Genomic DNA, 14,323 nt, shown 5'->3' with positions numbered 1-14,323 from the left:
GGCAAGCTCGGCGAATTCGGACAGGACACGCCGCTCGGTCGTGCAGGCCAGCCTGCGGAACTTGGTCCCATCTATGTCGCGCTTGCGTCCAACGATCTGAGCTTTACCAATGGCAGCGTGTTCGGGGCCAATGGCGGCACCGGCGTGGTCTAGAATTTCTCTTATCAAAGGTTAATGTCGCACGCTGCACAAGTGGGTAGCTTGCCTATGGGGGGACGCTCGGAGAAAAGCGCCCATGGATTTACACACATTCGTCGCCAGCATTGCGGCAGCGTGGCGAGTCCGCCGTAAGCGGGTACTCGCAATCAAACCGCCGCCGCCGATGCGGATCTCTGCTCCCAATGTGGCCTTGGGTCGGATTCAAAAGCCAGTCCGCCGGCGGAGTCTGTATTAGACCCGCCACCAGCATGTGAGAGCAAGGATTGGCTGCGTCGCCACGATGGATCAAGAATTATCAGCGTGCCCATTTTGGGCAGGCTGAACAACTTCGAGGGCGATTCGGATTTAGGTGCAACCTTCATCATGCCAAGCACACATACAGTTTCGCTCAGCCGCAATTACCGTTCCTAATCTGGCATGATAGGCACCTATGAAAAAGACGTACGAAAGCCAAATCTTCAGAAGCGCCAACGGCTTAGCGCATAGCCGATTTCAGGCTCAATCATGAACTGAGTAGATCTGGAATCTGAAGCGGGCTCCGGTCGGGGGATGTGGAACATAATGCGGTCGGCCGAGTTTCCGTCGTGCTCGGTTTCCCCTCAACTGAGCGCTTAAACGACAGCCCGTCTCTGCATCATCAGCGGCGGGCTGTTGTCTCTAACTGCTAGTGACTAGGGGCAGACTACCGCGCGCTTGGTCGCTTCACATCTGGAGTGCGTTAGCTTTATCTTGCTGGTATAAATAAATAGTATTTTGATAAATATTATTTCAATTCAAAAAGCAATTGGGTTCTGCTTTGCAACGTCAATATCGAGTAGACATTATGGCAGGCGCAGTTGTTGTTTCGTCCGCTCTTGTCATGGCTATCTTGCCATTCAAGGCTGCCGAAGTCCAAATCCGGCGGCCAGTGACGTTGCGGCGCGATGAACATCATTGGATCCGCGTAACGGAGGCCACGCGTGGCAAGCGTGAGTTTGGCTATGTGGCCGTCGGTCACGTCGATAACACATACTGAACGTCCTCGCATCAAAAGCTGCCGGCAGCAATACGCTTAAACCGCAGTTCCACTTGTATAGGACAGCATCAATGTAGGTGACCATACGCCCTAGATCTGTCACTAAAAATGCAAGAGTGAAACTCAGCTCGCTGCCGCACCTGGCTTGTCTATCTCTACGCGAATTCGAGTTTCAGACGCCGATAGATCAGAGGCGCATATCGCCGTCGCGGACCTGTCTCGCCGCTGTGGAACCATTGAAAATACCAGCCGTTAGGGTGCTCATCGTCAAAGCGTGAGGGCAAGTTGGAACGAGATGATGCATCGCCGGTACCGACTGGAGTGGACGGGCTGGACTATGTACTGCGCGGAGGCTTCGCGAAGTATCGATCCCATCTGATCGAAGGAAGGCCAGGGTCAGGAAAGACCACGCTCGGGCTCCAGTTCCTAGTAGAGGGCGCTCGACGCCGTGAAAAATGCCTCTACATCACGCTCTCGGAAAGCAAGCGTGAACTCCAGTCGGTGGCACACCGACACGGGCTGGCGCTCGACGGCATCGACATATTGGAGCTCGTTCCTCCCGAACTCAGTCTTGATCCTTCGCAACTGCAGACCCTGGTGCACTCATCGGACCTCGAACTTGGCGAGACGGTGCAATCGGTGTTGGGTGAGATCGCTCGCCTGAAACCTGACCGCGTTGTTTTCGACTCACTGTCTGAGATCCGGTTGTTGTCGCAGGGCTCGCTGCGTTATCGGCGGCAAGTCCTGGCGCTCAAGAGCTTCTTTCTCCTCAACAACGCAACCGTCCTCCTGCTGGATGATCTCACCGCCGAACACGATGATCTGAACCTGCATTCGATCAGCCATGGCGTAATCAGGATGGAGCAACTCGCGCCGGTTTATGGCGGTGAGCGCCGGCGCTTGCGGGTGGTGAAGATGCGGGGCGTGGAGATACGAGGCGGGTTCCACGACTTTGTCATTCGCCCTGGCGGGGTAACGGTGTTCCCCCGTCTGGTGGCCGCCGATCACGAAATGGGCGAGCACGGTGACCCCGCGCTGAGTGGCAGCCCTGTCGACACACTTCTGGGCGGCGGCCTGGCCCGGGGCACCAGTACGCTCCTAATCGGACCCTCCGGCGTGGGCAAGTCAACCATCGCCTCGACATTTTGCCATACGGCATTAAAGAGCGGCGAGGGTGCGCTCGTTCTGCTTTTCGACGAAACCAAACGAATATTCCTGACCCGCGCCAAGGGCCTGGGGATCGATCTCAATCCATTTGTCGATAATGGGCTTCTTTTGCTGGAGAAGGTCGAGCCTGCGGAGCTATCGCCTGGAGAGTTGTCCTCACGCATCCAGAGTGCGGTCGAAGGGGCTGGTGCGAGGATAGTCGTGATCGATAGTCTCACCGGCTACCTCAACGCGATGTCTGAGGAACAACATCTCATTCTTCAGATGCATGAGATCCTCACCTACCTCAATCAGAAAGGCGTCGTGACAATCCTGCTTTTGGCAAATCACGGCCTGTTGGGGCAAATGGCGGCCTCGGTGGACATGACGTATCTGTGCGATTCCGTGATGCTTTTGCGTTTCTTCGAAAACGCCGGACGATTGAGGCGCGCTATATCGGTAACCAAGAAGCGAGTAGGGCCGCACGAAGACACAATTCGCGAGTTTAGGATAACCGGGACTGGGCTCGCGGTGGGTGAACCACTCGAACAGTTCAGGGGCATTCTGACCGGCGTGCCTTCGTTTGAGGGCAAGCGAAATGAGCTTCTTCCAGATGAGTCGTCATGATGCCCCCCGGGTCTCAGGTCCTAGTGTTGGCGCCGGTCGGGCGTGACGCCAGAGTTGCGGCTTCGATCCTAAGTTCCCAGGGGATTGAACCGCAAATCTGCGTCGATCTGGCCGATGCGGTGAAGGCGATGGATGATGCTGAATGCCTCGTCATCGCGGAAGAAGCGTTGTTGAGTTCGGATCGCACGGCGCTTGCCGCATGGCTTCAAAACCAGCCACCTTGGTCTGATTTTCCCATCGTTCTGCTGACCATGCGCGGCACGGAAGTCGACGAAAGACTGAGCTTTCTCGACCACTATCTGATCGTTCTGGAGCGGCCGTTTCTGGCTTCAAGCCTTGCCAAATCCGTGCGATCCGCCTTGCGGGCACGCGCTCGCCAACTCGAGGTCAAATCGTTCATCGAGCAGACCCAGGAGATCGCCGCGCGCCAGAAGCTCTTGATCCGGGAACTTCACCATCGCGTGAAAAACACCTTGGCCAACGTCAGGGCAATGATGGGAGCGACCGCCAGGTCAAGCGGCAACATAGAGGACTTTGTGCGGGAGTTCTCGGCACGGCTGGTCTCGCTGGCCGACACGCATTCCATGCTTACCGACGACTACTGGCAAACGGCGATGCTGCACAAATTGCTTGAGCGTGAACTTCAGCATTATGACACCGTGGCGCCTTCGCGCATTATGGTGGATGGACCAGATGTTTCCCTCGTCGCCGATATAGCAATACCCATCGGCATGGCCTTCCATGAGCTCGCATCGAACTCCTCGAAATATGGAGCGCTGTCGAAGTCCGAAGGCAGGCTTGACGTGCATTGGGCGATCAGCACTTCCCCCGATGGACAAACCGTGCGCCTTGAATGGAGCGAGCGCAATGGCCCAACCGTCAAGCCGCCCAAGCGTCGCGGCTTTGGGACCACTCTGCTTGAAAGGGTTGTCGCCGTGCAATGCAACGCCAAGGTCGAGCTGGATTACCGTCCGGAAGGCTTGCGGTTCTCTATGGAATTGCCGCTTCGCGACACCAGGCTGGTGCCAGCTTACTGACGTGAATCCGGTGGGCGCCTGATGGTCTCCAGTTTCTAAGGGGGGTCGTTGGCAACCTTGCCAGGACTCTAAGCCATCCCTTCAAACCTTGCGAAAGGTCCAGGCGGTCGCCATTAAGTTTCGCGAACTCGCAGGCGATCGGCAGACCGAAGCTGTGTGCTGGCGCCACTTCATCCACTCGCTGTCCGCTGAACCGAGCCTGAACGAACTGGTTCAGGCTCGGTTTCCAGTGCCTGCGATAGAACCGCGGCAGTCCAAACCATCAGAAGGTAACCATCATGACCGACACTCTGACCGCTGCCCCGGAACCGGCCAACCCGCCACCGCAGTCTCATTCCGCACGCCGGCCCTACCTGACAGGGCTGTTCGCGGCCGGACTCATCGCGGTTGGCCTTGTTGCCGGTGCTGGCGCTACCATTCTCTCCGTTCCACGCGAGCGGGTAGTGCTGATGCAGCCCACAGCCATCACCAAGCTCGCGTCCGACAGCGACGTCGCGGTCAAAGGCAAAGTGGTTGAGATCTATGGCAACAAATTTGTTGTCGACGATGGCAGCGGCAGGGCCTTGGTCGAAACCGGCAGGGCTGGTGAAGGGGGCCAACTCGTCGCGGCCGGTGAGACCCTGACGGTTCAAGGGCACTTCGATAACGGGTTCATCCACGGCGAGTTGCTGATGCACGCCGACGGTAAGGCTGAGAGCCTGCGGCCGCCGCGGCCAGGCCCGCGTGGCCTGCTGGATCGCTTGCGCCGGCCCGACGTGGCGCCCGTCCCTCCCGGAGGGGCCGGCTGAGCCAGACCAATATCACGCGGCTCCTGCAGATCGTCGGCGTCACCTCATCTCACCGGCACCAACCATATCCGCAGGAACTCCGATGGTGCGGGCACGTTGTCCGCACCGGCATCCACACTGACCTCTCTTGAAGGAATTCCCAATGCCTCAACACGAAACTGTCACCCTTACAGGGACAATCTGTGACGTCTTCGCCCACCGCTTCGTGGTCGAAACAAGCAAAGGCCGAATCCTGGCGGACGTGACGCCAAGAGGTACCGAAACCATTGCCTTGCGCGTCGGCGCGCGGGTCACTCTGACTGGGCAAATGAAGCCGTCCGAACTCAAGGTCGAACGTTACGCCGAGGACGGTGGTCGGTCGACCACTATCGACCACAAGGGTCCACCAGACCATCATGAGGCCGATGCCGATCCGGCAGCCGCCATCAGGGAAGCCAAAGCCAAAGGCTACACTTTGATAGGCGATCCGCGCCGGAAGCCCAAGCATTTCGAACTGCTCGGCCAAGCGCAGGACGGAACTCTGCACGAACTCCACATGGAGTTCGATGGCCACCTTCGCAAGGCAAAACCGGTCGAGGCGTCGGATCCCAAATGGGCGGACCTCGCGGGCTCTACGGCGCGAGAGTAGCCGAGTTAGACTTCCAGCTTGGCCCGGCGCAACACGCCTGCCTTGCGTGGGCGTGTTGCGCTGAATGAATTGTGAGCGAAAGCGACCATAATGGACAAGAAGTCCGCCAGTCCGGCAAAGGGCATCTGGCCGCTTCAGGCCTTGAATTTTTTCATGGCCGACATGCAGGCTGGCATCGGGCCTTTTCTCGGTGTCTTCCTGCTGGCGCATGGCTGGCAGAGCGGCCCGATCGGAACGGTGATGACCATCGGTGGCGTCGCCGGCATGCTGATGACGGCGCCAGCAGGCGCGATGGTCGACGCCACCTCGCACAAACGGCTTTACGTCGTCATTCCAGGTATCTTCACGGTATTGGCGTCGGCACTGATCTTGCTTTCGCAAGAGTTCTGGCTGGTCGCCGCTTCCCAGGTGGCGACGGCAGTGGCTGGCGCCGCCATTGGCCCGGCCGTTGCTGGCATCACGCTTGGCATGGTGCGCCAGGCAGGGTTCAATCGCCAGAACGGACGCAACCAGGCCTTTAATCATGCCGGAAACCTGGTTGGCGCCGGTCTTTCCGGCATCCTTGGCTGGAAGTTCGGGTTCCCGGCCGTCTTTCTGCTCGCGGCGATATTCGGTGGGCTTTCGATTGCCTCTGTGCTGATGATCCCATCCAAGTCCATCGACGACAGGGCAGCCCGCGGCATGAAAGAGGGCACATCCGAGGGCGAAAAAGCCGGCGGATTAAGGGTTTTGCTGGAATGCAAGCCGTTGCTGATCCTTGCTGCCGCTCTTGCCTTCTTCCATCTCGGAAACGGGGCCATGCTCCCTCTCTATGGTCTGGCGGTGGTGAACAAGACCAACAGTGATCCGGCTGGCTTTGTCGCCATGACCATCGTGGTCGCGCAGGCCGTTATGATCGTTGTCTCCCTGCTCGCCATGCGCTTTGCCGAGAAGGAGGGTTATTGGCTGATCATGCTGATCTCGTTCTTGGCTTTGCCAATCAGGGGCCTGATCGCCGCCATCGTGCTGCAGCACTGGGGTGTCTACCCGGTCCAGATGCTCGACGGGATCGGCGCGGGGCTGCAGAGCGTCGCGGTGCCGGGCCTTGTTGCCCGGATTCTCAATGGGACGGGACGCGTCAATGTCGGGCAAGGGGCGGTCATTACCGTGCAAGGTCTTGGCGCGTCGCTCAGTCCCGCAATCGGTGGCTGGATAGCCCAGGAAATAGGCTACAGCCCCGCGTTCGTGATCCTCGGTGGTTTCGCCTTGGGCTCACTGGCTCTTTGGCTGGCGTTTGCCAAAATTCTTCGGCCAGCCTGCAAGGATTAACAGGACGGATCGAAAACCGCGACACAGCTTGGCAAGGTCAGGAGCCGTTTCGTCGGAACTGCGAGGGGACCCTTATAAGCGATGAGGCAAGCCTTCCGGCAAGGCTGATGAGGAGAGCTACAATCGAAATAATCACAATCCGGTCATTGCGTGCTTCTACCAGATTTTCCTTGTCGCGCAGGATGGTGGTTTCACGAGCCTTCATTTCCCCGATCTCGCCACGCAGTTCGTCCATTTCCGTCTTGCCGACATTGAGAGCAACTTGATTTGCGGCCGCTTGCAGACCCTGTTGCCGCCGAACGTCGATGACGTCCTTCATTTCTGCCAGCTTACGGGCAGAGATTGCGCGCAGCCGTTCCACGCTGTCATGCTGAGCGGTATTTTTCATGATCAAGAGATCCAGGCGCTGCAAGCCAGGTTCGATCCCGTGGAGAGCGGCTCGATAGGGCGCAAGATACGCGTCATCGCCGGTAACGATATAGCCGCGCTGACCTGTTTCCGCATCTTGAAGCAATGACAGCACCTGATCCATCGCCGCAAGCGCGCTCATCGAATGCTCGACCATCGAGTGCGCCTCCCGCGCGGCGGCGTTGAACTCGAACGTGATGAAGCAACTGATGGCAAGCGCCGCCACCATTGGCAACGAACGTAAGAGAAATGCAGGGTGAAGCAGTGCTTTGAGGCGTCCCGCCACCATGCCCAATCTTCCAGATCTCCGCCCGACCTCCCTGATTTCAGAAGCCGGTGGCTATGTAGCGCTGCCTAGTGATAGTCGGGATAAGCGGGATGCGCGATAAAAATCAGCGCCGGCGTGTAACTTGGTCCGAACGCTTGGCGCTGCGATATGTTCGACACGACAAGCTTTGCTCAGCGCGGATGCCCTTGGCAAGCTGCTCCGACGCATTACCCGTCGTGGAATTATCCAGCGTCTTGGCGATGGCGGCCAAGGTTCAGGACTGTTACTGATACTGCGAATGTGGATTACGCGCCCCAAATGACATCCGATCCGGAAAAAGCCGACGCGGTCGACCAATTGCTCGATACGCCGGACCTAGCCACAGCGCTGGAAAGCGAGCAGTTCAAGAAATTTCTCGATCAGGTGCCGATCGCCATAGCTGTGTCGGACCTGAACGCAAAAGAACGGGTCGTATATGCCAATCCGGAATTCGAGAGCCTCTCTGGCCTCAGCGCGGCTACCCTTTCCCAGAAAAATTGGGCCGCACTTTCCGGCACAGGAATTGGTCAGCAACAGGCGCTGTCCGAAGCCGTTCTGACAGAGAATGATTTTGTTGGCACGTTTCGTCTCGATCGCGGCGATGAGCCCGCGCCTGTCGTCGATGCCTATTCGAATGTGATTGTCGACGACAATGGCAAAAGCTGCTTCCGGCTCGTGGCGCTTGTCGACGTATCGTCTCACGGTGGAGCAGAGACGGAGCGGTCCGCCGAGGAGAAGATCCGCGAGAAGGATACCCTTCTGCGTGAACTGCAGCACCGCGTGAAGAACAATCTTCAGATGATCACAGCCCTTATCCGCATGGAAACCCGAAACGCGACCGAGCCGGACCAAAAGCGATTCGAACGATTGGCGGGCCGTGTCGATGCATTGGCAATTCTGTATCAGGCACTGTCGGCCGACGAGCAAAAAGACGAGGTGGACCTCGGCATCTATCTCAGCCAGATCGCGTCGGCCGTCATGGCGTCACATGCGGTCGAAGGCATTCGGCTCGACATGAAAGTGGATACCTACCCAGTGTCGATAAATGTTGCGATGCCGACAGGGCTGGTGGTGAATGAGCTACTCACAAACGCGCTGAAACATGCCTTCAAGGGACGAGATGGCGGTACGATAACGCTGCACAGCGTCGTTGATGGCGATGGCTGCCAAATTACCGTGGCGGACGACGGCGTCGGGCTACCAACGGGCGAGACATGGCCCAAGCCTGGCAAGCTCGGAGCGTTGATCGCGCGCTCGTTGACTGAAAACGCCAAGGCGCAGTTCAAGGTCGATTCGACACTGGGCGAGGGCACCAGGGTCAAAATCGTATTCAGGCGTTCGGTTGCGGTAAACGCTTAGGTCCGGCCATTCATCGATGGGGCCAACCTGGCCCGCTTCATATTTCCGTGCGATGACAGAAGAGAGTGGCGCTTGCTACTTCGGTCTAGCTTCAATGGAAAGCGTGATCCGGTTCGTGTCCGATATGCACAATTTCTGGACCCTGGTGTTGTACGTGGGACGCGCGATGGCGCAAAAGCTTTCAGCAGTTTTCATCGACCCATTAAAACTTGGATCAATCGTCCTATAACGAATGCAAGGCGCCTGGATTTTGGCTGCGGATTGGGTTCGGCCAACGAGCTTGCGCTCGGAGTCCGGCGCGCCGGATCGACGCTGAAGCGGTTCTGGGCAGCGATAATCAGCAGGACTTTTTCGTCGCTAGGTCTGGCGCCCTCCGCGATCAGCTTGAGTTCCGCGTCGTTGAACATGACCATGGTAATGGCGCCCTCGAAATTTTCCGACATACAACGTGAAGGCCTTGAACCCGTTCCAATCGGAACTGGATCATCTGGCGCAGTGAGATTTGACGGGCGGGAACTTTGTCGCAACCAACGCATTTGTCTGCATCGCAACCGGAGACTCGATATGAGCAGCACGACAGACAAGATCAAAGGCACTGCAAACGAGATTGCAGGAAAGGCTCGGCAGGCCGCCGGTCGCGCCATTGGCAACCATGAAGAACAGGCGAAGGGCGCTGTGCAGGAAGCCAAGGGCAATGCGCAAGTTGCCAAGGGCGACGTCAAGGACGCAGTGAAAAAGATCGTCGACAAAACCTGACATCCGGCCTGACTGCTGTAGCTTCAAGTCATGTCCACAAAGACGAGAGCCCGACCAAAACGCGGGCTCTCTTTTTTGAGCCGATCGATCGCAATTTGTAGCAGTGCGGTGATGGCGAAGTGGCTAACTATCGCTTCAACCGTTTTCGGCCACATTATTGGCTCGCGCTCCGGTCAAATCCTTTCGGATACGGATCGTGAGCAGCGCAGCATGCTTGCGCGAAAGCTCAACGAAGTCGGTGTTGGCTGTATTGGACAGCAGAAGCGCCTCCACTTAATACCTTGGCTCGCGAGCCTAATGGAACTCGTGCGGGTCATCCGGCATTGATGATCGAATTCAAATGGAGGGAATTGTTATGTCAATCATCGATAGCATCGCGGGGCTGTTCTCCTCGAAAGATCAGCCGCAGAGGGTTGCGCCCAAAAAGGCACCGGCCAAGAAGGCGCGGCCTGCCAAGGCCGTAGCTAAAACTGCTGCTGCTGGAAAGTCGGCGACCGTGAAGACGACCGGCGCCGCGCCCGCGATGGCGGCACATTCCAAGGACGCCGCATCGAAGAGCAAATCCGGTCAGTCAAAACCTGCCACTAAAAAGAAATCGGCTCGCTGACTTGCCGACAAGGGTTAGCAGGCGTTAGGCACTCGTCGCTTTACCGCAAGGTTTGCGAAGCTCGCGCCCATGGGCAGAAGCAGAATTTGCGACCGCTATTTGTGACAGTGACGCTGCCCGTTTGCCAAGGAAGCTGACTGGATGTCATTCTTCCGTACGGCTGTGCTCTGGTATGCAGATGGGGCAGCGTTGCCGCATTCCTTGGCTCGCAAATCCTCTCCAGCATACCAATGCTCTACTCTTTTATGACAACTCGTCCAGGATCGATCTCACCTTGGCTGCAAGGTCTTCAAGGTTAAATGGTTTGGGCAGCAACTGGGTGCCTGGATCGAGAATGCCGTTGTGAACGATGGCATTACGTGTGTACCCGGTAGTATATAGAACCTTCAGCTTCGGGTTCTTCTTGCGCAGGATATCGACGAGTTGCCGCCCGGACATCTCCGGCATGACCACGTCGGTGAACAGCAAGGACAATGGCTGTCCAGCCTCTATCAGGTGGATCGCCTCACCCGGTCCGCTGGCCTCCACGACGGTGTAGCCAAGTTCGCGCAATGCTTCGGCCGAGACGGCGCGGACACGGTCCTCGTCCTCCACCACCATGATAATTTCAGTCAGGACGCCGCCCTCGATTGACTTCGGCTGCGTCTTGTCCGCAGCTTGCTCGGCGCTGCCATAGTGCCTTGGCAGGTAGATCTTGACGGTCGTGCCGACATTCTGTTCCGAATAGATTTTAACATTTCCGCCTGACTGTCGTACGAATCCATAGACTTGGCTGAGACCGAGCCCGGTCCCTTTGCCGACGCTCTTAGTGGTGTAGAAGGGATCGAATGCTCGGGCGAGAACGTCCGGAGGCATTCCCGTGCCCGTGTCCGTGACCGCGATGAGCACGAACTGCCCCGCAGGGATGGCTGACTCGCGCGCGTATCGATCGTCGACATAGGCGTTCGACGTCTCGATAGTTAGCTTGCCGCCGGCGGGCATGGCGTCGCGCGCGTTGACCGACAGGTTGAGCAGCGCGCTTTCCAACTGGCTGGCATCTGCCTCGACCTGCCAGAGGCCGGCGCCGAAAACCGTCTCGACCTTTATCGTCTCGCCCAGCGTGCGGACTAAGAGATCAGTCATTCCGCCAACCAGGCGGTTGGCGTTGATCGGCTCGGGCTTGAGCGGTTGCTGGCGTGAGAACGCCAGCAACCGCTGTGTCAGGGCCGCGGCGCGATGGGCGCCATCCATCGCGCCTTCGACAAACCGCTCAACGTCGGTCTCGCCCTTAGACAATTTGCGTTTAAGCAGGTTTAGTCCTCCAATGATGACTGCGAGCATATTGTTGAAGTCGTGGGCTATGCCGCCTGTAAGCTGGCCCACAGCCTCCATTTTCTGCGCCTGGCGCAACTGATCCTCTGCCTTCGAACGCTCCGCAACTTCCTCGATCACTCGTTGTTCCAGCGTCGAGTTTAGCGTTTGCAGCGCGGCCTCGGCACGTCGTCTTTCCGCAAGTTCGCGTTCGGCAGCCTGGAACAGTCGAGCATTGTCGATTGCGGTAGCCGCGTGTCCGGCAACCCCCAGGAGAGCGGTTTCGTGTTCTGGCAGAAACTTGCCGGTCTCGGCGTGTCCGAAGAACAGGCCGCCCAGAACCTCGCCGGAATTCGAAACAACCGGCACCGCGAGATACGAGCGCACAGGCAGATGCCCTTCCGGCATGCCGTTGCGCGGTTTGTTGTTGCCGTAGCGCGGGTCCTTCAGGATATCGTCCGATCGCACCACGGAGGTTCCCATGAAGGTCGGTTCGAACACCGCCGTGGCGCGTGGCATGGGGTAATTTTCAAAAGCCGAACGCGAGGCACCGGAGAGGGCATAAAGCATATAGCTGGCGCCCTGGTCATCGAGAACATTGTAAAAGAACGCGCCGAATTGGGCGCCAGACAGCTGCACGCCAGCATCTGTCGTCGTCTGAACGATCTTGTCGAGATCGAACTCGGCTGCGACAGCAGCACCGGTGTCGTTCATGATCTTTAGGTTGCGCTCGGCTTTCTTGCGGCCGGAAATGTCGATCACGGTACCGATGAAACGGACGGCTTGACCGCCGGCGAAAATTGCGTGCCCGCTTGCAGCCACCCATCGCTCGATGCCGTCTTCGAGGCCGACTGTCCGGTACTCGATGTTGAAAGGTTCGGGGCCTTCCGGCGACAGCGCCTTGCGAACGGCCTGATCCGCTCGCTCCCGATCTTCTGGATGAAGGCCCGCGATAAACGATCCTTCGTAGGAGACTTCTGTGTCGGAAAAGATGCCGAACAGCGCCCGACATTGCCTGTCCCACTGCAACCGGCTGGTGGCCGGATCGTAGTCCCAGGTGCCGATTGCCGCTGCCTGGGTGGCGAGGCTCAGTCTTTCCGCTGTCTCCTTCGCGCTTTGATCCGATCTTGCTCTTTCAATATGCGCCCAGGAGCGCTCGGTGACCTCGTTGAGAAGTGCAAGCTCGTTCTGCGTCCATGCACGTGGAGCGCTGTCGTGGACGGCCATCAACGCCGTCAGGCGTCCTTCCTTGACGAGAGGCATGCAGATCGTCGCGGCAACGCCTATAGCCGCAAACGCTGCGGCTTCTCCTGGCGGCAGTTCCGCACCAGTGTCACTTAGGATCAGGGGCAGCCCTTGGCGAAGCCGGAGAACGGCAAGCTTGCCGAAGTCTTGCAGGCTATAATAGCCGACGATGCTGGACGAGCCCTGTCGGTGCCAGTCTCCACGGATGGTAAAGTGGTCCTGATCGGCCTCCATGTCGGCATAGGCACAGATGGCTACGCCAAGATGCTCCCCAAGCATCCTGGTGGTGATTTCAAGGATAGTATCGGCGTTCGTGCTTTTTGCCGTTTCCTTCCCAAGAGCATCGAGGAAGCGCAGGCGGCTTTCATTCTGGAGCAACTCCGCCTGGGCGCGCCTTCGTTCGACTGCCGTGCGGGTGCGCTCGGCCATTTCGCGAACGAACCCGATCTCTTCCTCGGACCAGTGGCGGGGCCTATCATGGTTGAGATAAAGCAGCGCCACGAAGCCGCCCCGCTCTGTGACCGGCATGTTGATGAATGACTGGGCGCTGATTGCCTTCAGCGCTTGCGCGGTGTGGCTTGTGCGCTCATCCTTGTCAGCATCCTCGCAGACGACAGTTATGCCTTGTTTGAGGTCATCGATATAGGAACCATAGTCGCGAAAATGCAGCACGCCGGCGAGGCTCTTGATGCCGGGCGCGTTCCAGTCGCGCTCGATCGATATGGTTTCGCGCGCCAGATCGATGGTTCCGTAGCCGGCGCGGCTGACATCCAGTTCGCGACCAATGATCTCAGCCGCCGCATAGGCGAGGTCGTCGGGATCTTCAATTTCCCGCACGGCCTCACCGAGGTCGGCAAGCGCCGCGCTTCGCTTTCTCGCTCGGTATGTCTCCGTGACGTCGAATCCCTCGCAGAAAATTCCCGTCACAGTGCCGCCGCCATCATAGAGCGGTGCGTAGATGAAGGTTAAAAAGCGGGTCTCTTCGGGACCGCCCGGCAGGCGTCGAAACCGAACAGGAACGCCCTGCGCCTCGAAAGGCTCGCCACTTTTGAAGACCTCGTCCAGCCTTTCGAAAAAACCTTGTCCTTCGAGGCTTGGGAAAGCTTCGCGGATCGTGTTTCCCAGCCAACCGCCGCTGTTGAACACTACCCGATGGGCGTCATTCACGAATTCAACGACGTGGTCTGGCCCGCGCATGATGATGATGAAGCCGGGCGCCTGTTCAAAGAGACCGATCTGACGTTCGGCAGCCAGGCGCTCACGTCTTTCGGCAAGAAACCTGTCTGTCGTTTCAGTGCAAACGCCTAATATGCCGCCGACCGCGTCGGCCTCTGATGTTCGGACCGGGTTATAGGAGAAAGCGAAGTGCGCTTCCTCGGGCTCGCCCCGTTTGTCGATCCGGATCTCGATGTCGTGCATGTGCACGGGCTGGCCTTGGAAGACTTGATCGAACATGGGGCCGATCGTGTTCCAGGCTTCCGCCCAAACCTGGTGGCTTGGCAAGCCGAGAGCTGTCGGGTGCTTGCGGCCGAGGATTGGGATGAAGGCGTCGTTGTAGAGCCAGATGCGTTCCGCTCCCCAGGCAACAAACATGGGCTGAGCAGAATTCAGGATCAGGTCGACAAGTGTTTTCAGTTCAACCG

Annotated in this window: 12 protein-coding genes and 1 pseudogene; 8 read left to right on the top strand and 5 right to left on the bottom strand. The window is 58.3% G+C overall.

Annotation, left to right across the window (positions count from 1 at the left end; translation table 11 throughout):
- Positions 1-922: 922 nt before the first annotated feature.
- The gene (locus tag J0I79_RS15440; RefSeq protein ID WP_292860111.1) at positions 923-1,156 is read right to left on the bottom strand and encodes a hypothetical protein; all 234 of its coding nucleotides are present in this window, start codon (positions 1,154-1,156) and stop codon (positions 923-925) included.
- A 303-nt stretch (positions 1,157-1,459) separates the two neighbouring features.
- On the opposite strand from J0I79_RS15440, the gene J0I79_RS15435 reads away from it, so the two are divergent.
- From J0I79_RS15435 to J0I79_RS15415, 5 genes are all read left to right on the top strand, one after another.
- Positions 1,460-2,947, top strand: coding sequence for an ATPase domain-containing protein (locus tag J0I79_RS15435; protein ID WP_292860109.1), 1,488 nt, complete (start codon positions 1,460-1,462; stop codon positions 2,945-2,947).
- On the top strand, positions 2,944-3,984 hold the full coding sequence (locus tag J0I79_RS15430) for a sensor histidine kinase (RefSeq protein WP_292860107.1): 1,041 nt from the start codon (positions 2,944-2,946) through the stop codon (positions 3,982-3,984). The genes J0I79_RS15435 and J0I79_RS15430 overlap by 4 nt, the downstream gene beginning before the upstream one ends.
- A 278-nt stretch (positions 3,985-4,262) precedes the next feature.
- Positions 4,263-4,772: a hypothetical protein gene (locus J0I79_RS15425; RefSeq protein WP_292860105.1), complete on the top strand. Its 510-nt coding sequence runs from the start codon at positions 4,263-4,265 to the stop codon at positions 4,770-4,772.
- A 127-nt stretch (positions 4,773-4,899) separates the two neighbouring features.
- A complete protein-coding gene (locus J0I79_RS15420; RefSeq protein WP_292860103.1) occupies positions 4,900-5,400 on the top strand; it encodes a hypothetical protein in 501 nt (166 codons plus the stop codon).
- A gap of 90 nt (positions 5,401-5,490) precedes the next feature.
- Positions 5,491-6,708: an MFS transporter gene (locus J0I79_RS15415; RefSeq protein WP_292860100.1), complete on the top strand. Its 1,218-nt coding sequence runs from the start codon at positions 5,491-5,493 to the stop codon at positions 6,706-6,708.
- 37 nt (positions 6,709-6,745) lie between these two features.
- On the opposite strand, the gene J0I79_RS15410 is transcribed toward J0I79_RS15415, so the two are convergent.
- A complete protein-coding gene (locus tag J0I79_RS15410) occupies positions 6,746-7,405 on the bottom strand; it encodes a CHASE3 domain-containing protein (protein WP_292860097.1) in 660 nt (219 codons plus the stop codon).
- A gap of 297 nt (positions 7,406-7,702) precedes the next feature.
- Between J0I79_RS15410 and J0I79_RS15405 the strand changes: the two genes are divergently transcribed.
- Positions 7,703-8,782 (top strand): histidine kinase dimerization/phosphoacceptor domain -containing protein, encoded by a 1,080-nt coding sequence (locus J0I79_RS15405; protein WP_292860094.1) that lies wholly within the window; start codon positions 7,703-7,705, stop codon positions 8,780-8,782.
- Positions 8,783-8,973: 191 nt separating this feature from the next.
- Here J0I79_RS15405 and J0I79_RS15400 read toward each other — a convergent pair whose 3' ends face one another.
- Positions 8,974-9,225, bottom strand: a complete 252-nt coding sequence (locus J0I79_RS15400) for a hypothetical protein (protein WP_292860091.1) — start codon at positions 9,223-9,225, stop codon at positions 8,974-8,976.
- 121 nt (positions 9,226-9,346) lie between these two features.
- On the opposite strand from J0I79_RS15400, the gene J0I79_RS15395 reads away from it, so the two are divergent.
- Together J0I79_RS15395 and J0I79_RS15390 are read left to right on the top strand one after the other, a co-directional pair.
- A complete protein-coding gene (locus J0I79_RS15395) occupies positions 9,347-9,538 on the top strand; it encodes a CsbD family protein (protein ID WP_292860088.1) in 192 nt (63 codons plus the stop codon).
- A 355-nt stretch (positions 9,539-9,893) separates the two neighbouring features.
- Positions 9,894-10,145 carry a hypothetical protein gene (locus J0I79_RS15390; protein WP_292860085.1) on the top strand — a complete coding sequence of 84 codons (252 nt, stop codon included), beginning with the start codon at positions 9,894-9,896 and terminating at the stop codon, positions 10,143-10,145.
- A 243-nt stretch (positions 10,146-10,388) separates the two neighbouring features.
- Here J0I79_RS15390 and J0I79_RS15385 read toward each other — a convergent pair whose 3' ends face one another.
- Together J0I79_RS15385 and J0I79_RS15380 are read right to left on the bottom strand one after the other, a co-directional pair.
- A complete protein-coding gene (locus J0I79_RS15385; protein ID WP_292860121.1) occupies positions 10,389-13,598 on the bottom strand; it encodes a GAF domain-containing protein in 3,210 nt (1,069 codons plus the stop codon).
- A gap of 21 nt (positions 13,599-13,619) precedes the next feature.
- Positions 13,620-13,877, bottom strand: a pseudogene (locus tag J0I79_RS15380) (hybrid sensor histidine kinase/response regulator); the annotation flags it as partial.
- Between the last annotated feature and the right edge of the window lie 446 nt (positions 13,878-14,323).

Origin of the sequence: Mesorhizobium sp. (assembly GCF_017306585.1) — a bacterium.
Taxonomy (GTDB): Bacteria; Pseudomonadota; Alphaproteobacteria; order Rhizobiales; family Rhizobiaceae; genus Mesorhizobium.
Note: the sequence above shows the minus strand (reverse complement) of the source record. Positions and strands in the feature narration are given on the sequence as shown.

Excerpts from the sequence above, each read along its gene's own strand:
- J0I79_RS15430 (WP_292860107.1), top strand. The coding sequence starts at position 2,944 with ATGATGCCCCCCGGGTCTCAGGTCCTAGTGTTGGCGCCGGTCGGGCGT.
- J0I79_RS15425 (WP_292860105.1), top strand. The coding sequence starts at position 4,263 with ATGACCGACACTCTGACCGCTGCCCCGGAACCGGCCAACCCGCCACCG.
- J0I79_RS15415 (WP_292860100.1), top strand. The coding sequence starts at position 5,491 with ATGGACAAGAAGTCCGCCAGTCCGGCAAAGGGCATCTGGCCGCTTCAG.
- J0I79_RS15410 (WP_292860097.1), bottom strand. The coding sequence starts at position 7,405 with ATGGTGGCGGGACGCCTCAAAGCACTGCTTCACCCTGCATTTCTCTTA.
- J0I79_RS15405 (WP_292860094.1), top strand. The coding sequence starts at position 7,703 with ATGACATCCGATCCGGAAAAAGCCGACGCGGTCGACCAATTGCTCGAT.
- J0I79_RS15400 (WP_292860091.1), bottom strand. The coding sequence starts at position 9,225 with ATGTCGGAAAATTTCGAGGGCGCCATTACCATGGTCATGTTCAACGAC.
- J0I79_RS15395 (WP_292860088.1), top strand. The coding sequence starts at position 9,347 with ATGAGCAGCACGACAGACAAGATCAAAGGCACTGCAAACGAGATTGCA.
- J0I79_RS15390 (WP_292860085.1), top strand. The coding sequence starts at position 9,894 with ATGTCAATCATCGATAGCATCGCGGGGCTGTTCTCCTCGAAAGATCAG.